Genomic DNA, 16356 nt, shown 5'->3' with positions numbered 1-16356 from the left:
CAGCCGGTAGCTTGAAGACATGAGTTCCTGGAATACCCTCTCCCGTGCCGCATTCGACCTCGAGACCACCGGAAAGAACTCGCGGTCAGCGCGGATCGTCACCGCTTCCATCACAGTTGTGGATGCTCACGGGGAACTCATCGCAGAGCACGAGTGGTTGGCAGATCCCGGTGTGGAGATTCCGCTCGAAGCCAGCGAGGTGCACGGCGTAACCACAGAGAAGGCCCGCGCCGAAGGCCGCCCGGCAGCAGAGGTCACACGCGAAGTCGCCGGGGTACTCCAAGGATTGTTCGACGACGGCACTCCCGTCATTGCTTTCAACGCCAGTTACGATTTCACCGTGTTGGCGGCGGAGTCTGCCCGCTACGGCGTTCCCCAACTGAGCCGCTTCCCCGTGCTGGATCCGTATGTCATGAACAAGCAAGTGGACCGGTACCGCAAGGGGAAGCGCACCCTCACCGCTTTGTGCGAGGAATACGGCGTGGACCTGACAAACGCACATACCTCCGCGGCGGATGCGCTCGCTACGCTCCGCGTTCTGGATGCCATGGCCGGCAAGTTCCCCAAGTTGCAGATGCCTGCGTCCACGCTGCATCAGCTGCAAGTAGACTGGGCGGCGTCCCAGGCTGCTGATTTCCAGCAGTACTTGCGCCGGAGCAAGCCCACCGCCGTCATCGAGGGTGAGTGGCCGGTTCTGCCGCCTGAGGATGCCAGCCGGGGCGGCTTCTAGAGCAGGAAGCACGCCAAGCGTTACTTTTTGCGACGCAAGTCACAACGAATTCGGGAACCCAAAATGTGGGACTGGCCGCGCGGAGATTCCACGCGAAGCTTCTCTGCCGGAATAGTCCGGAGTCCAGCCGGCGTTTGGCGGGAACTTTGTTCGGTTAATTTGAGTGCTGGCAGTCACTTCTTCGATTCACAGCGCGCTACTGGGCTGGTGACATAATTAAGTTTGGCGGGTTGAAGTCTGCTAGGGCAGCCAACCATTGTTCTGCTGCCGCATTCCCCGCCCACCGCGAAACGTCTCCGTTACCCGATGAAAGTGATTTCTTCATGAAATTCAAAGCCCCTAAGTGGCTGTCTGTTGCCCCCGTGGCCGCAGCCCTGGTGATTTCCCTGGCAGCATGCGGCGGAGGAACCTCCGAGCCCAGCGGCTCGCCCACCGACGCCCTCGCCGGCAGCGACCAGAAGTCGCTGGACACGTTTACCACCGCTGACGTTACGGCGCTGGATCAGATCGACAAGTCCAAGCTGGGCCTCATCACCGACGGCACCCTGCGCGTGGGCACCCTTTCCGATGCCCCGCCGAACATTTTCATTGATCCGTCCGGTAACTTCACCGGTTACGACAACGAACTCCTGCGCGCCATTGGTGACAAGCTGGGCCTCAAGGTCGAGTTCGCGTCCACCGACTTCTCGGCGCTTCTGTCCCAGGTGGGCAACAAGCAGTTCGACGTCGGATCCTCCTCGATCTCCACCACGGACGCCCGTCGCAAGACAGTCGGCTTCACGAATGGCTACGACTTTGGCTACATGGCGATCGTGACCAAGAGCGACTCCAAGGTCACCGGCTTCGCCGACGTCAAGGAAGGCCTCCGCATCGGCGTCGTCCAGGGCACCGTCCAGGATGACTACATGACCAACACCCTGAAGATCGAGCCTGTCCGTTTCCCTGACTACAACACTGTCTACGGCAACGTCAAGAACGGCCAGATCGACGCTTGGGTTGCACCTTCGCAGCAGGCTGAAGGCCAGGTCAAGGAAGGCGACAACACCAAGATCGCCGAGAAGGTTGTCAACACCCAGAACTTCACCGCATACGCCGTGAACAAGGACAACCAGCCGCTGATCGACGCCCTGAACTCCGGTTTGGATGCAGTCATCGCTGACGGCACCTGGGCCAAGCTCACGGCCGAATGGTACAAGGACCGTCCGACTGCCGCCGAGCAGACCCCCCAGGGCTGGAAGCCGGGCAGCAAGGCCGTCCAGCTCCCCGCCAAGTAACCAAGGCGTTCCATGGATATCCTCAATCAACTAGCCGAGACCTTCTTTGACTGGGAGGCAATGGGCGAAGTCATCCCCAAGATGTTCGCCGTCGGCCTGCCCAACACCATCGTCCTGGCCGTCGTCTCGGGCATCATCGGGACCGCGCTCGGGATGCTGCTCGCCCTGATGGGGATTTCCCGGAACGCAGCAGCACGGTGGGTAGCCCGCATTTACACGGACATCCTCCGCGGGCTTCCCCCGGTGCTGACCATCCTGGTGATCGGATTCGGTTTCGGTCCTATCATTCGCGAGCTTACGGGTTCCACCAGCCCTTACCCCATGGCCATCGCGGCTCTGTCCTTGATGTCCGGCGCGTACATCGGCGAGATCTTCCGTTCCGGTATCCAGAGCGTGGATAAGGGCCAACTGGAAGCAACCCGCGCCTTGGGGTTCAGCTACGGCTCGTCCATGCGTCTGGTGGTGGTGCCCCAAGGCATCCGCCGCGTGCTTCCGGCTTTGGTCAACCAGTTCATCGCGTTGATCAAGGAATCGTCGCTGGTGTTCATGCTTGGCTTGCTGGCAACCGAGCGTGAAATCTTCCAGATCGGCAAGGACGCCGCTGCCAACAGCGGCAACCTGTCGCCGTACGTCGCAGCGGCCATCTTCTATCTGGCGCTGACCATCCCGCTTACGCACTTTGTGAACTGGATTGATGCACGCATGCGTGCCGGCCGCCCGGAGAAGAAGGAACCGGACGAGGCAGCAGCCGTCGTTGGAAAAGGAGCCCAAGCATGAGTGAATTCGCATCAGGCACATTGACGGCGAAGAACATCCACTTATCGTTCGGCAGCAATCACGTCTTGCGGGGCATCGACCTGCACGTCGAGAAGGGCACCACGGCATCCGTGATCGGCCCGTCCGGCTCGGGCAAGTCAACGCTGCTCCGCGTGATGAACCGACTCATCGAACCCGACCAGGGCGACATCCTGCTGGATGGAAGATCGGTGCTGAAGGACAACCCGGACGAACTGCGTCGCCGCATCGGCATGGTCTTCCAGCAGTTCAACTTGTTCCCGCACAAAACGGTGGCCGAGAACATCTCGCTGGCATTGCGCAAAATCCGCGGCATGTCCAAGGAGCAGGCGCGCGATGAGGCCCTGGCCCAGCTGGACCTGGTGGGTTTGAAGCACAAGGCGGACTCGCGTCCAGCCAACCTCTCAGGCGGACAGCAGCAGCGTGTGGCAATTGCCCGCGCGCTTGCCATGAAGCCCGAGGTGATGTTCTTTGACGAAGCTACCTCCGCGCTGGACCCGGAACTCGTCAAGGGCGTGCTTGCCCTCATGACGGACTTGGCCCAAGGAGGCATGACCATGGTGGTGGTAACCCACGAAATGGGCTTCTCCCGGAATGTCTCGGACATCGTGACCTTCATGGACGCCGGCGTTGTGGTTGAATCCGGTCCTCCGGAGCAGCTGTTCACCGATCCCCGGACGGAACGCCTTCAAGGTTTCCTTTCGGACGTCCTCTAAGGACGTCCTCTAAGCAGGACAAAGCACAGGTTGCAAAGAACCCCGCCTTCCAAACGAAGGCGGGGTTCTTTGCTGTGCTCACTGCCTTGGAGCCGTTAGTGAGCGGCTTTGACCCGCAGCACTGTCAACGCTGCAGCATCCACCTTGGCCCTGAAAGCAGGATCTGACGTAGCCTTCTGCACCACCGCCCGGTGCATGGCCGGAATGCTCGTGGGATCGGCGCACACCAGCATGGTTCCGCCTGCACCGAAGAAGTTCAGGGCGCGCTCGGCATCGGACCATGCTTCCAGCTGCGCGGCACTGCAGAGATCGTCCGAAAGAACGATCCCCGTGAAGCCGGCGTCAGCACGGAGCATGGTTTCCATCACGGTGGGTGAGAACGGTGCGATGTTGGCGGCGTCAATCTTGTCGTAGTAAGCATTGGACACCATGACCCATTGGGTGCCTGATTTGATGGCCGCGTGGAACGGCTCCAGCGCAGGATCGTTCCGGGTGGTGGCCGTGTCACGTACGTCGCTGCGGACATCGGTGTTGGGAACCACCCGGCCAAGGCCCGGGAAGTGTTTGACCACGGGAGCGACGCCCGCGTCCTTCATGCCATCGGCAAAGGCGTTGCCCAGGAGCGAGACGCTGGCAGGGTCATAGCCGTACTCCCGCTGAAAATGGCCGATGGGGGCATTTGACGGGGAAAACTCCGGGCTGGTCACTGTATCAAGGACCGGCGCGAGATTCACATTGACGCCTACGCTACGAAGTTCCTTCCCCCACGTTGCAGCATCCGTGCGGAGCTTGGCCGCCCCGGAGGACGCCTGGAGCACTGCGGTCGGAATAGTGGAGAATCCGGGACCGGACAGAACCTGCACGTATCCTCCTTCTTGGTCCGTCGCCACAAATAGGGGTACCCCACCTGTTGTGGCAGCCGAGACCGTACCGGTCAACGACGACACGACAGCTGTAGTCGGGGCAGTTCCAGCCTTGCTGCGTCCGCTGAGGTAAACGTTGCCGGCGTGATACTTCGTCAGTGCTTCCATGGTGCCCGGTTCCGCGCCGCTGGCCTTGGCCGCCACCATAAACAGTTGCCCTACCCGCTGCTCAAGGCTGAGCGCTGCGAGTTGCTGCTCCGCAGGTGACGGTGTGCTCGGCGCCGGGGCCGGTGCGGCGGAAGGAGGCGGGGAAGGAACGGCAGACGGCGTGGTTGTCGCCGGCGGGGATGTAGGTGCCGGCGTGGCTGTCGGCGAAGAAGGAGATACAGAAGGCGTCCCCTCCGCCGAGGCCTGGCCGGAGTTGGATGGGCCACTGGAACATCCCGAGGCCGTCACCAGAAGTACTCCGGCGGTGGCAATGCTGACACTCAATGAAGCAATGGACGGGAACTTGCGCATGGTAAACCGTGAATTCGTTGGGGGTGGGGTTTCCACCTACGAGCCTACCCCGTGACAAGCAACGATGCCCCGGACAACTGCTTCAAGCAGGCGCCGGGGCATCACCAAAAACTAGGCCGATGCGCCCGCTGCGGCCTTCGCTGCTGCAGGGAGGGCATCGACGATCCTGTTCATCGCTGCGTCGTCATGGGCAGCGGAAAGGAACCAGGCTTCGAAGACCGATGGCGGAAGGTAGACGCCGGAGTCCAGCATGGAGTGGAAGAACGGGGCGTATCGGAAGCTTTCCTGCCGCTGCGCGTCGTCGTAGTTGTGCACGCCGTGGGCAGAGGTACCAAACGCGACGGAGAACAGGTTGCCTGCCCGCTGGATGGAGTGGTCCACACCCGCGGCATCAAGGGCAGAGGAGAGCGCGGCGGAGAGTTCCAGGGATCGGGCATCAACGTAGGCGTAGACCTCAGGAGTTGCGTTCGTCAGCGTTGCGACACCCGCTGCCATGGCCACGGGGTTTCCGGACAGCGTCCCGGCCTGGTAAACCGGGCCGACGGGAGCAAGGTAGTCCATGACGTCGGCACGGCCGCCGAGTGCCGCCGTCGGCATTCCGCCGCCGATGACCTTGCCGAACGTGAGCAGGTCCGGAGCCCAGCCTTCCTGGCGGCCGGTCAGTCCCCAGTAGCCGGCGTAGCCGGTGCGGAAGCCGGTGAGGACTTCGTCGAGGATGAGGAGCGCACCGTGTTCCTTGGTGATGCGGGACAGCCCCGCGTTGAAGCCCTCACCCGGGGTGACGACGCCCATGTTGGCCGGAGCTGCTTCGGTGATAACGGCAGCAATGTTCTTGCCGTGCGCAGCGAATGCAGCCTCGACGGCAGCGAGATCGTTATAGGGCAGGACCAGTGTCTCAGCGGCAGTGGCCTCGGTGACGCCGGCAGAGCCGGGCAGTGCCAACGTGGCGACGCCGGATCCTGCGGCTGCCAGCAATCCGTCAAGGTGCCCGTGGTAGCAGCCGGCGAACTTGATGATCAGGTTGCGGCCGGTGAAACCACGGGCCAGGCGGACGGCAGTCATGGTGGCTTCGGTTCCCGTGGACACCATCCGCAAGCGTTCGACGGCGGACACCCGGTCCTTGACGATCGCAGCCAGGTTGGCTTCATCCGGGGTGGAAGCTCCGAAGGACAAGCCACGGTCCACAGCTGCGTGAACGGCGTCGAGCACGGCGGGGTGGGCGTGACCCAACAGCGCCGGCCCCCAGGAGCAGACGAGGTCTACGTATTCCTTACCGTCGGCGTCTGTCAGGTAGGCACCCTTGGCGGACACCATGAACTTCGGAGTACCGCCCACTGACCCGAAGGCCCGAACCGGCGAGTTGACGCCGCCGGGCATCAGGGACCGGGCGCGGTCGAACAGCTGGTCGGACACAGGGGTGTTTGACGTCATGGTTCCTATTCTTTCAGTGATTTAAGCTTGGCCGGGCGCAGTCTTATGAGGCGTCGGCCAGCAGCTCAGCAACCCGGGGGGCCACTTCGCTGCCGTAGAGCTCGATGCAGCGCATCATGGATTGATGCGGCAATGTTCCATTGCTGTATTTGAGGTCGAAGCGGTCCACACCAAGGTTCCGCTTGAGCAAGGCGATTTTCCGGGCAACGGTTTCCGGGGAGCCAACGTAGAGCGCACCTTCAGGGCCGCACATGGCATCAAACTCTCCGCGATTCCCTGGACCCCAGCCGCGCTCTGAACCTATCCGGTTGCGCTGCTCCAGCCAATGCGGGAAGAGTTCCTCGCGGGCGGCTTCGTCCGTGTCAGCAATGAACCCCGGTGAGTGCGTTGCGATCTGCCGCATCGGATGGCCGTACTTGGCCATCGCATCACGGTACAGCTTGACCAGCGGCGCGAAGCGGCGGGGTTCTCCCCCAATAATGGCGAAGATGATGGGGTAGCCATATTCGGCGCAGCGCAGCACGGACTCGGGTGTACCGCCTACACCGATCCAAGCCGGCAGCAAGTGGTGCTGCAGTTTGGGGTATACCTGCAGCCCGTTGACGTTGGGACGCGTGCGGCCTTCCCAATGAACCGGTTTCTGCGAGCGAACTTTATCGAACAGTTCCAGTTTTTCCTCGAACAGGACTTCGTAGTCCGCCAGGTCCAAACCAAACAGAGGGAACGACTCCACGAACGAACCCCTGCCGAGCATTACCTCCGCCCTGCCGTTGGACAACGCATCCACGGTGGCGAAGCGCTGGAAAACCCGGATGGGGTCATCGGAGCTGAGCACGGTAACGGCCGAGCCAAGGCGAATCCGTGAGGTAACCGCGGCCGCCGCTGCAAGGAAGACTTCAGGTGCGGACACCGCGAAATCGCGCCGGTGGTGCTCCCCCACCCCAAAGGCATGAAGTCCGACGGCGTCAGCCAGCTTCGCTTCCTGGAGCAGCTCGCGCAGCACGCGCGCATGTTCCTTCGGGTTTCCATCGGCGTCCACCCCGGCGTCGCCGAAAGTGTTCAGGCCGAGCAGGATCTCATGGGCCGCCACCGGCGCTGTGGGATCGGCAGGAACTGCGGTCATCAGGACTCCTTCAGCCAGCGTGCGAGTTCGGAGGCCCAGTAGGTCAGGACGGTGTCGGCTCCGGCACGCTTGATGCCGAGGACGGATTCGGTGATGGCACCCCGCCTGTCGATCCAGCCATTGGCGGCGGCCGCTTCGATCATGGCGTACTCGCCCGAGATTTGGTAGGCCGACACCGGCACCGGGCTCATGGCTGCGACGTCGGCCAGGATGTCCAAGTAGCTCATGGCAGGCTTGACCATGACCATGTCAGCGCCTTCTTCGAGGTCCAGTTCAACTTCCAGGATGGCTTCCCGACGGTTTGCCGCGTCCATCTGGTAGGTCCGGCGATCACCCTTGAGCTGGGAATCCACGGCCTCACGGAACGGGCCATAGAATGCTGACGCGTACTTGGCTGCATAGGCAAGAACTGCTGTGTTCTTGTGCCCGGACTCCTCCAGCGCTTGACGGATGACTGCGATCTGTCCGTCCATCATTCCCGAGGGCCCCAGCACGTGAGCTCCGGCGTCCGCTTGGGCAACAGCCATCCGGCCGTAGATCTCCAGCGTGGCGTCGTTGTCTACGTAGCCTTCGGAATCGAGGACGCCGCAGTGGCCGTGGTCCGTGAACTCATCGAGGCAAACGTCGCCCATAATCACCAGGTCATCGCCGACCTCGGCTTTGACGTCGCGGATGGCCTTGTTCAGGACGCCATCCGGGTCCAATGAAGCGGTGCCTTGCGCGTCGCGCACGGCGGGCACACCGAACAGCATGATGCCGCCCACGCCCAACTCCACGGCTTCTGCGGCCGCCCGTTTCAGGGACTCGGTGGTGTGCTGGACCACTCCCGGCATGGAGCTGATGGGGCTCGGCTCTGTGAGGCCCTCCCTTATGAACGCCGGGAGGATCAGGTCCGCGGGCGCCAGGCGGTTTTCGGCGGTGAGCCTCCGCATTGCGGGAGTGGTGCGCAAGCGGCGGGGACGATGGTTCGGAAAGCTCATTGCGGGTTCCCTTCGTTGGCGAAAACAGATTCCAAGGCGGCCACAATGCCGTCCGGGGTTGGTTCTTTGGCGGTGGCTGCCACGGTGAGGCCGATCCGGGAGGCCTCTGCCGCCGTCGGACGCCCGATGGCGATGAAGCGGCAGGTGCCCAAAGCAGGAAATATGTGGGCGATGCGACGCGCAGCGCTGGGTGAAGCAGCCACCACGGCGTCCAGGCTCCCGACGTCCATTGCGGTCCGTGCCTCGTCCGGGCTGAGAGTCGGCGGCATGTCGCCCCGGGAAACTACGACGTCGGACGGAAGCTCCGCTGTTAGGCGGAGTTCCGGACGGGCTGGGTAACCGACTGTGTTGTAGGCGACAACGGAGGTCACGTCCGCGCCTCTGGCGGTCAAGCCTTCCCGCAGGCCGGGCGACGCGATATCTGCTTGTGGCAGGAAAACCCGTCCACCGGATGACTCCCACACAGCAAGCAGACCTTCGGCCGATTGGACATCGGTAGGCGACAAAGCAACGGTGAGACCAACGGATTCAAGGACCTGCCGGGACGAGGGTCCAATGGTGGCCACCTTTGTTCCCGATGGCACGAGGTCCGCAAGGTCGACGCCGCGCTGCGCAGCTTTGTCCAGGAGAACCCGGACAGTGGTGATGCTGCTGATCACCAGCCAATCGAAATTGCCAGCCACCAAACGGTCCAAGGCTGAATCAAGGGGAGCCTGGTCTCCGGCCCTCTCGAAATCAATGAGCGGCAACACCAGTGGCTCGGCCCCAAAGCTACTGAGGAGCGATGCCAAGGGGCGCGCGCGGTCGGCGCTCCTGGTGATCAGGACGCGCCGACCGGTCAGCCCGTTCGATTCATGCGGCTCAGGACGCGGCAAGGTCCGCGATCTCCGCGGCGCCGGCGGCGAGCAACAGCTCAGCCACTTCGATGCCGAGCAACGTGGCGCCAACCTCCGTGAGGCCGTCGGTGGCCTTCTTCTCGCGGACAGTCTTGGTGCCATCCACTGCGCAGACCACTGCCTCAAGGTGCAGCATGCTGCCCTTACGGAAGGCGTAGGCACCAACGGGGGCCGCGCAACCGGCTTCGAGCCTGGCCAGAACAGCGCGCTCGGCCGTTACGGCGAGGCGGGTGTCGTGGTCGTTCAGTGCCGCAAGGGCCTGTGCCAGCACCCCGTCGGCCCCTTCGGCGGAACCTGCCACGCTGGGGGCGTCTTCAGTGCGGCACTCGATGGCCAACGCTCCCTGCCCGGGGGCGGGAAGCATGACGTCGGATTCGAAGAACTCGCTGACGGTGTCCAACCGGTCCATTCGTTCCAAGCCCGCCGCGGCCAGCACCACGGCGTCAAGGTCGCAGGACTTGCCTTGAACAACCTCATCGGTGGTGTTACCCGGGAGGCCGGGGACGCGTCCAAGGCGTGTGTCCACGTTTCCGCGGATATCGAGTACTTCGATGTCCGGACGTGCAGCCCGAAGCTGCGCGGCACGCCGAGGCGAGCCTGTGCCTACTTTGGCGCCGCCCGGCAGCTGGGCGAGTGTCATACCGTCACGGGCACAGAGCACGTCACGGACATCCACCCGCTTGGGGGTTGCCGCGATGCTCAGGCCAAGTGCGGCACCCGTGGGCAGGTCCTTCAGCGAGTGCACGGCGACATCGCAGGCGTCAGCCAGCAGGGCATCCCGCAGTGCAGCGACGAACACTCCGGTGCCACCCATCTGGGACAGGGATCCGGTTTTCACATCGCCCTCGGTCTTGATGTGCACCAGCTCCACCGGGAAGCCGCCCACGGCAGCCAACTGGTCCGCAGTCTGTTGCGTTTGCGTCAGGGCAAGCTTGCTAGCCCTGGTTCCGATGCGGACTGTCACTTGGCAGCCTCCGAAGCGGGGTAGGCGTCATGGCCGGTCCCGATGCTGGTGCCAACTTCGGCGATGACGGGCTTTGCTCCGCGGAAGTTCTCGCAGCAGTTGGGACGGCAGACGTCGTACCACGGGCCAAGGTCCATGACGTGGGGACGCTCGGCAATGTTGTTCTCCACCGTGCGTTCGCAGATCAGGTCCACCAGGCCGGACACGAAAGCCGCATGCGTGCCCGGCGTGGGAACGCGGGTGGCCTCGATGCTCAGGTTCTTGCACGTTTCCAAGGCCTCGGTGTCGAGGTCCCAGGCAACTTCCATGTGGTCGCTGACAAAGCCGAGGGGAACGATGACCACGCCGCGCACGCCTTCGGGGGCGATTTCCTCGAGGTGGTCGTTGATGTCAGGTTCAAGCCAAGGGATGTGCGGGGCACCGGAGCGTGACTGGTACACGAGGTCCCAGGCAACGTTCGGTGCCACAGCGTCCATGATGGCCTGGGCGTTGGCAAGGTGCTGGGCTGCGTAGGCGGACCCTTCAGCAAATTCGCGAGGCTCGTCCTGGGACCTGCCTGCGGCTTCAGCATCCCGGGTGGGGATGGAGTGGGTGGCGAACAGAACCCGAATCTTCGAATCCGGGTCAGCTTCGCCGGCAGCGGCCAGCTTGCCGCGAATCTCTTCCAATCCGGCGGCGGTTCCTTCCAGGAAGGGCTGGACTACGCCGGGGTGGTCGAAGTACTGGCGGATCTTGTCCACCTCAAGCTTGCCGTCCAAACCGGTTTCGGTCAGCGCAATGCCGATGTCTTCGCGGTATTGGCGGCAGCTGGAGTAACAGGAGTAGATGCTGGTGGTGAGCATCAGGATCCGGCGGTGTCCGGCGTCGTATGCGTCCTGCAGGACCGGCGCGATGTAGGGATCCCAGTTCCGGTTTCCCCAGAGGACCGGCAGTTCGATGCCACGCCGCGCCAGTTCAGCCTCGATCGCTGCCTTCAGCTCGCGGTTCTGCTGATTGATGGGGCTGATACCGCCGAAAGCGCGATAGTGGTGCGAGACCTCTTCGAGCCGCTCGTCCGGGATGCCGCGGCCACGGGTGACGTTGCGCAGGAAGGGAATGACGTCGTCCTGGCCTTCAGGACCGCCGAAGGATGCGAGCAGTACGGCGTCGTACTGTTTGGCTTCCTGGCGTCCACGCTCAGTGATGGCGTTCGCTTCAGTGGTGATAACAAGCTCGGTCATGCCAGGACCTCGGCAATCTCGGCAGCCGTGACGCGGCGGCCGGTGTAGAAGGGAATCTCTTCGCGGACGTGGTGGCGCGCTTCGGTGGACCGCAGGTGGCGCATCAGGTCCACGAGGTCCACCAGTTCAGGTGCTTCGAGGCCGAGGATCCATTCCCAGTCGCCCAGGGCAAACGAGGACACGGTGTTGGAGATGACCTGCGGGAATTCGCGTCCAAGCAGGCCGTGGTCGCGGAGCATCTTGCCGCGCTCATCCGTGGGAAGCAGATACCACTCGTAGGAGCGCACAAACGGATAGACGCAGAGCCAAGTGCTGGGCTCTACGCCCCGCGCGTAGGCGGGCACGTGGCTCTTGGAGAACTCGGCTTCACGGTGCACGCCCATGGCGGACCAAACGATTTCGGTTCCCGCAAAGAGCTTGCTGCGGCGGATGGAGCGGACAGCGGACTGCAGGTCCTCCGGCTTGGGCCCGTGGAGCCACACCATGATGTCTGCGTCCGAGCGCATGGCCGAGACGTCATAGCTGCCCCGAAGGATCACGCCGCCTTCCGCGAGCTTCTCGGCAAGGGCTTCGAATTCCTGTGCAGCATCGCCGCTGCGCAGGACGTCGGCCGAGCGCTTGAAGACCGTCCACAGTGTGTAGAACTGTTCTTCGGTTTCAGCAGTTTTAGTGACAGATTCGGCAGAAGTGTGGCTCATGGTTCAAGTTTGCCCCGTGCCAGCCGCTAAGTCGAAACGGATCAGTTCTACAAGACGTAGAAGTGATGCAAATCACTCAATGGATGGTCCGTTGGCGCTTACCGCGGCAAGTTGCGCCCGCGTATCAGCCACTACTGCGGCAAGGCCGTTTCCGGCCAACCAGCCGCCCACCATGGTCAGACCGTCCGCAGCGGCGCACACCTTGCGCACTTGCGCCACACGCTGTTTATGACCGACGGCGGCGAACGGCAATGCGCCCGCCCACCGCACCACATCCCAGTCCACGATGTCCGACCGGGATACCCGAACGGTCAACAGCGCGGAAGCGTCTTCCAGGGCGGCGGCCAGGAGAGACCCATCATCCAGTACGAGGTCCGCTCCACCACCCCCCTCTTCGCGCCGACCATAGGAAAGGCGCAGGACATGCGTTCCGGGACCAGCCTCGTCAGCCAACCAATCCCACTTTGCCGTTGCATGCGTCAAGGCTTTGGCCTTGATCCCAGGGGTCTCAGGAGCCACCAGGATCCCTGTCCCCCGCGGCCTGCCATCAAGCTGCGGCAAATCCACAACCATCGTCACCAGGCTCACCAGCGGTCCGGGGGCGGGACGCAGGCTGGACAACTCAGGTAACGACTTCTCCAGCAGCCCAACGGCGGCTGGGCCGTCAAGCGCAACCACCAGCCGGTCGGCGTCGTACGTGTCGTTTCCGGCGGTGACCCGCCAACCGTCTTCCGTCTTGACGACGTCCTCGGCACGCTTGCCGGTCAGCAATGACACCCCGCGCTCCCGCAAGTCCGATACCAGCGCGACCACCAGGGTATTCATCCCACCCTTCAAGCCCGCGACGGCGGAACCCGCCTTCGCCGGGCCGGACGCCGTAGATGCGGTAGCCGTTCTGCGTTGAGCCGCAACAGCGGCAGCGAGGGATCCATGGGCGCGGAGCCCCGCGCGCAGCCCCGGGGCGACCATGTCCACATCCAAGAGGGCAGGGTCGGCAGAGTGAACGCCACCCACCACCGGAGAAACAAGCCGTTCAAGAACCCTTTTGCCCATCCGGGTTCGGACCAAAGAGGAAACGCTGGTGACGTCCGAGGACGTTCCCACAGAGGCCGGGAGCCAACGGTCCAAGGATGCCCTCATTGCTCCCGCGAGCCCCAAGGATCGCCGAACTTCAGGGTCCCAGGGGTTCGCAGGAATCCCGAGCACCCCCGTTTTGGGGAGCTCCTGCGGGCCGTTGGGAAGCTGCACCCAGGCGCCACCCGGATGCGGGGCGACGATGCGGTCCGCCAGTCCAAGCTCACGCGCGAGGTCGGCTACAGCTGTGGACCGGGTGGCGAACGACTCCGCCCCGCTGTCCAGCTGCAGCCCGGCAACAACATGGCTTCCCACGCAGCCGCCCCAAGCGTTGCTTGCTTCGAGGACAGTGACCGCCCAACCGTCCGCTGCCAGTTCACGTGAGGCGATCAGGCCCGAGATGCCTCCGCCAACCACCACGGCTGTTGGCCGTGAATCATGTGCCTCGGGCTTTGTGTGCCCCCTGCGCATGAGTCCTACTCCGCGGGGATGGAGTGAATGAGCTCCACGACGCGGGTCAGGACTGTGGGGTCTGTTTCGGGGGGAACCCCGTGGCCGAGGTTCAGTACGTGGCCCGGGGCGTGGGAACCAGCGGCGATGACTTCGCGGACGTGGGCTTCAAGGACTTCCCACGGGGCAGACAGAAGAGCGGGGTCGATGTTGCCCTGGAGCGGAACAGTGCCACCGAGCCGACGGTTGGCCTCGTCCAAGGGCAGCCGGTAGTCCACGCCCACGACGTCCACTCCGACGTCGCGCATGGCAACCAGCAGTTCGGAGGTGCCGGTGCCGAAGTGGATCAACGGCGCCCCGAGTCCACGTACGTGGTCAAGCGCGCGGGTAGATGCCGGCGCCACGTATTTGGTGTAGTCAGCCAAGCCCAGCGATCCTGCCCACGAGTCAAAGAGCTGCGCGGCCGACGCGCCTGCCTCAAGCTGGGCCTGGAGGAACATTCCGGAGGTATCGGCAGCCCAGTTGGCCAGCGCGGCCCAGGTCTCGGGATCCGCGTGCATCATGGTCCGCGGGCCAAGGTGGTCACGCGAAGGCTTCCCTTCCACCATGTAAGCCGCAAGGGTGAACGGCGCGCCGGCAAAGCCGATCAGCGGCGTCTTACCCAGTTCGGCCACCGTCAGGCGGACAGCTTCCCGGATGGGCTCCAGGGCTTCCCACGTCAGCGTGGGAAGGGCGGCAACATCAGCTGCTGTCCGGACCGGCTTGTCCAAAACGGGTCCCACGCCGGGGACGATGTCCACGCCGACACCCGCGAGCTTCAAAGGAATGACGATGTCGGAGAAGAAGATGGCGGCGTCAACATCGTGGCGTCGAACGGGTTGAAGGGTAATCTCGGCAGCGAGCTCCGGGCGAAGGCAGGAGTCCAACATGGCAACGCCCTCGCGCACCTTCAGGTATTCAGGCAGGGAACGGCCGGCCTGGCGCATGAACCAGACGGGCCTGCGGGACGGCGTGCCACCGCGGTAGGCCGTGATCAGCGGCGAGTCCGAGGTGCGACCGTCCTTCAGCGGGTGGTTGTCGCCGAGGGTTCCCGCCGGGGCGTTGGAGGCCGTACTGTTGGATGCTGCCGCGCTAGAAGTCATGCCTTCGATTGTGCCGAAAATCCGGGGCAAAAGATAACGACAAGCTGTCACGTCGCGCCCCGCCCGGGCCGTTGTGGCCGGGATCACTCACTTGCGTGTGGATCACCACGGCGCCACATTGTTCTACCGGGCTACGAAAAAGCTATGATTGGGGTGCTGTGGTTCTTTTCTCATTGGTGGCTACACACGCCGACATCGACCTCGAAACTGTCGCTCAGTTGAGCAACGGTTCCTCTGAGCTTGCCTCGGCAGCCCTGACGGACTCCTCAGTAGTCTCCGGTGCAGTGGTCCTGGCCACCTGCAACCGCTACGAGGTTTACGGCGAAACTGCCAACGGGGCTGACCTTGAGGCGGCCCGTTCCGCCCTTGTTTCGCAGATCAGCGAACTCAGCGGCCTTAACGAGCAACTCGTCTCCCGCTCCTTTGCTACCCACACGGGCCCGGATGTCACCCGGCACCTCTTCGCAGTCAGCGCCGGGCTGGACTCGGCCGTGGTGGGTGAGCGTGAAATCGCCGGCCAGGTTCGTCGGGCCCTGATCACCGCCCAGCAGGAAGGCACCGCCAGCTCCGGCCTGGTGCGTCTCTTCCAGGCAGCGTCCAAGACCGCCAAGGATGTAGGCGCGCAGACCGCCCTCGGCTCGCGCGGGCTTTCCATTGTTTCCGTCGCACTGGACCTCGCCACCGATCTCGCCGAGAACGACGATTGGACCACCAAGAAAGTTGTGGTCTTCGGAACCGGGGCCTATGCCGGCGCTACCATGTCACTTCTCCGTGAGCGCGGCTGCACCGATATTTCCGTTTACTCTTCATCCGGACGCGCCGAAGGCTTCGTAGCCACCCGCGGCGGTACGGCGCTCGACGCCGACACTCTTCCCGCTGCTGTTGCCGCGGCTGACGTCATGATCGGCTGCAGCGGATCCGACAACCGGGTTGAGGCCGCAGACCTTGCCCGTGTCCGGGCGAATTCGGGCAAACCGTTGATCGCGATCGACCTCGCCCTCACCCATGACTTCGACCCCGCCGTGGGAGAACTCGACGGCGTTGAACTTCTGACGCTTGAATCCGTACGGCTCGCTGCTCCCCAGGAACAGGCAGAGTCACTCTCGCAGGCCAGCGCAATCGTCAACGGCGCTGCCACGTCATTCGAGTCCGAACGCGAAGCCCGTTCCGTGGACACCGCCATCGTGGCGCTCCGCCGTCACACCATGAACGTCCTGGACGCGGAAATGGAAAAAGTCCGCGCCCGCCACGGTTGTACCGCTGCTGCCGAAGAGGTGGAGTTCGCCCTGCGCCGGATGGTCAAGCAGCTCCTGCACATCCCGACGGTCCGGGCCCGCGAACTCGCAGCCAACGGCCAGCAGGATGACTACGTTGCAGCGCTCGAGGCCCTCTACGGCATCCAGGTGGAACAGCCCCAGGCTGCAGCCCCCGCCTCGGAGTGCCCGGTGGATCACGAGCAACTGCGCTCCGAAAGCGCCTAA

The 16356-nt window shown here is 63.7% G+C and carries 15 protein-coding genes and 1 pseudogene; 6 read left to right on the top strand and 10 right to left on the bottom strand.

Translation table 11 applies throughout. From position 1 onward, the window contains the following. Nucleotides 1-19 precede the first annotated feature (19 nt). The 4 genes from AC1RJY_RS05690 (at nucleotide 20) to AC1RJY_RS05675 (ending at nucleotide 3515) form a co-directional block, all read left to right on the top strand. Nucleotides 20-730, top strand: a complete 711-nt coding sequence (locus AC1RJY_RS05690; protein ID WP_014922274.1) for a 3'-5' exonuclease — start codon at nucleotides 20-22, stop codon at nucleotides 728-730. 323 nt (nucleotides 731-1053) lie between these two features. Next, nucleotides 1054-2004, top strand: a complete 951-nt coding sequence (locus tag AC1RJY_RS05685; RefSeq protein WP_043806194.1) for an ABC transporter substrate-binding protein — start codon at nucleotides 1054-1056, stop codon at nucleotides 2002-2004. Between the two features lie 12 nt (nucleotides 2005-2016). Next, entirely contained in the window at nucleotides 2017-2781 is a 765-nt protein-coding gene (locus AC1RJY_RS05680; protein WP_011775398.1) for an amino acid ABC transporter permease, read from the top strand. Beyond that, nucleotides 2778-3515: an amino acid ABC transporter ATP-binding protein gene (locus tag AC1RJY_RS05675; RefSeq protein ID WP_011775399.1), complete on the top strand. Its 738-nt coding sequence runs from the start codon at nucleotides 2778-2780 to the stop codon at nucleotides 3513-3515. Before AC1RJY_RS05680 ends, AC1RJY_RS05675 begins: the two co-directional genes overlap by 4 nt. Before the next feature lie 95 nt (nucleotides 3516-3610). On the opposite strand, the pseudogene AC1RJY_RS05670 reads toward AC1RJY_RS05675, so the two are convergent. Next, nucleotides 3611-4600, bottom strand: a pseudogene (locus AC1RJY_RS05670) (glycoside hydrolase family 3 N-terminal domain-containing protein); the annotation flags it as partial. Nucleotides 4601-4649: 49 nt separating this feature from the next. On the opposite strand from AC1RJY_RS05670, the gene AC1RJY_RS05665 reads away from it, so the two are divergent. Beyond that, on the top strand, nucleotides 4650-4952 hold the full coding sequence (locus AC1RJY_RS05665) for a hypothetical protein (RefSeq protein WP_498601985.1): 303 nt from the start codon (nucleotides 4650-4652) through the stop codon (nucleotides 4950-4952). A 56-nt stretch (nucleotides 4953-5008) separates the two neighbouring features. Here the strand turns inward: AC1RJY_RS05665 and hemL are convergent, their stop codons facing one another. From hemL to hemE, 9 genes are all read right to left on the bottom strand, one after another. After that, nucleotides 5009-6328 (bottom strand): glutamate-1-semialdehyde 2,1-aminomutase, encoded by a 1320-nt coding sequence (hemL, locus tag AC1RJY_RS05660; RefSeq protein ID WP_011775401.1) that lies wholly within the window; start codon nucleotides 6326-6328, stop codon nucleotides 5009-5011. 43 nt (nucleotides 6329-6371) lie between these two features. Further along, entirely contained in the window at nucleotides 6372-7451 is a 1080-nt protein-coding gene (locus tag AC1RJY_RS05655) for an LLM class flavin-dependent oxidoreductase (RefSeq protein WP_498601769.1), read from the bottom strand. Next, entirely contained in the window at nucleotides 7451-8431 is a 981-nt protein-coding gene (gene hemB, locus AC1RJY_RS05650; RefSeq protein WP_498601767.1) for a porphobilinogen synthase, read from the bottom strand. Before hemB ends, AC1RJY_RS05655 begins: the two co-directional genes overlap by 1 nt. Further along, nucleotides 8428-9306: a uroporphyrinogen-III synthase gene (locus AC1RJY_RS05645; protein WP_498601765.1), complete on the bottom strand. Its 879-nt coding sequence runs from the start codon at nucleotides 9304-9306 to the stop codon at nucleotides 8428-8430. Before AC1RJY_RS05645 ends, hemB begins: the two co-directional genes overlap by 4 nt. Continuing rightward, nucleotides 9293-10291 carry a hydroxymethylbilane synthase gene (gene hemC / locus AC1RJY_RS05640; RefSeq protein ID WP_011775404.1) on the bottom strand — a complete coding sequence of 333 codons (999 nt, stop codon included), beginning with the start codon at nucleotides 10289-10291 and terminating at the stop codon, nucleotides 9293-9295. The genes AC1RJY_RS05645 and hemC overlap by 14 nt, the downstream gene beginning before the upstream one ends. Further along, the gene (locus AC1RJY_RS05635) at nucleotides 10288-11511 is read right to left on the bottom strand and encodes a ferrochelatase (RefSeq protein ID WP_498601762.1); all 1224 of its coding nucleotides are present in this window, start codon (nucleotides 11509-11511) and stop codon (nucleotides 10288-10290) included. The genes hemC and AC1RJY_RS05635 overlap by 4 nt, the downstream gene beginning before the upstream one ends. After that, nucleotides 11508-12209 carry a hydrogen peroxide-dependent heme synthase gene (gene hemQ / locus AC1RJY_RS05630; RefSeq protein ID WP_011775406.1) on the bottom strand — a complete coding sequence of 234 codons (702 nt, stop codon included), beginning with the start codon at nucleotides 12207-12209 and terminating at the stop codon, nucleotides 11508-11510. The genes AC1RJY_RS05635 and hemQ overlap by 4 nt, the downstream gene beginning before the upstream one ends. A gap of 72 nt (nucleotides 12210-12281) precedes the next feature. Further along, entirely contained in the window at nucleotides 12282-13754 is a 1473-nt protein-coding gene (gene hemG, locus AC1RJY_RS05625) for a protoporphyrinogen oxidase (protein WP_051024990.1), read from the bottom strand. Between the two features lie 5 nt (nucleotides 13755-13759). Then, a complete protein-coding gene (hemE, locus tag AC1RJY_RS05620) occupies nucleotides 13760-14875 on the bottom strand; it encodes a uroporphyrinogen decarboxylase (protein ID WP_011775408.1) in 1116 nt (371 codons plus the stop codon). Nucleotides 14876-15033: 158 nt separating this feature from the next. Between hemE and AC1RJY_RS05615 the strand changes: the two genes are divergently transcribed. After that, a complete protein-coding gene (locus tag AC1RJY_RS05615) occupies nucleotides 15034-16356 on the top strand; it encodes a glutamyl-tRNA reductase (RefSeq protein ID WP_014922283.1) in 1323 nt (440 codons plus the stop codon).

It is taken from the genome of Arthrobacter sp. GW822-FHT05G07 (assembly GCF_058799755.1).
The sequence above is the reverse complement of the archived record's forward strand: the minus strand, read 5'-3'. Positions and strand labels throughout refer to the sequence as shown.

What these genes read in the sequence shown, in the direction of transcription:
- hemG (WP_051024990.1), bottom strand. Translation starts at nt 13,754, where the DNA reads ATGCGCAGGGGGCACACAAAGCCCGAGGCACATGATTCACGGCCAACA.
- hemB (WP_498601767.1), bottom strand. Translation starts at nt 8,431, where the DNA reads ATGAGCTTTCCGAACCATCGTCCCCGCCGCTTGCGCACCACTCCCGCA.
- AC1RJY_RS05635 (WP_498601762.1), bottom strand. Translation starts at nt 11,511, where the DNA reads ATGACCGAGCTTGTTATCACCACTGAAGCGAACGCCATCACTGAGCGT.
- hemQ (WP_011775406.1), bottom strand. Translation starts at nt 12,209, where the DNA reads ATGAGCCACACTTCTGCCGAATCTGTCACTAAAACTGCTGAAACCGAA.
- hemE (WP_011775408.1), bottom strand. Translation starts at nt 14,875, where the DNA reads ATGACTTCTAGCGCGGCAGCATCCAACAGTACGGCCTCCAACGCCCCG.
- AC1RJY_RS05680 (WP_011775398.1), top strand. Translation starts at nt 2,017, where the DNA reads ATGGATATCCTCAATCAACTAGCCGAGACCTTCTTTGACTGGGAGGCA.
- AC1RJY_RS05690 (WP_014922274.1), top strand. Translation starts at nt 20, where the DNA reads ATGAGTTCCTGGAATACCCTCTCCCGTGCCGCATTCGACCTCGAGACC.
- AC1RJY_RS05685 (WP_043806194.1), top strand. Translation starts at nt 1,054, where the DNA reads ATGAAATTCAAAGCCCCTAAGTGGCTGTCTGTTGCCCCCGTGGCCGCA.
- hemL (WP_011775401.1), bottom strand. Translation starts at nt 6,328, where the DNA reads ATGACGTCAAACACCCCTGTGTCCGACCAGCTGTTCGACCGCGCCCGG.
- AC1RJY_RS05655 (WP_498601769.1), bottom strand. Translation starts at nt 7,451, where the DNA reads ATGACCGCAGTTCCTGCCGATCCCACAGCGCCGGTGGCGGCCCATGAG.
- AC1RJY_RS05675 (WP_011775399.1), top strand. Translation starts at nt 2,778, where the DNA reads ATGAGTGAATTCGCATCAGGCACATTGACGGCGAAGAACATCCACTTA.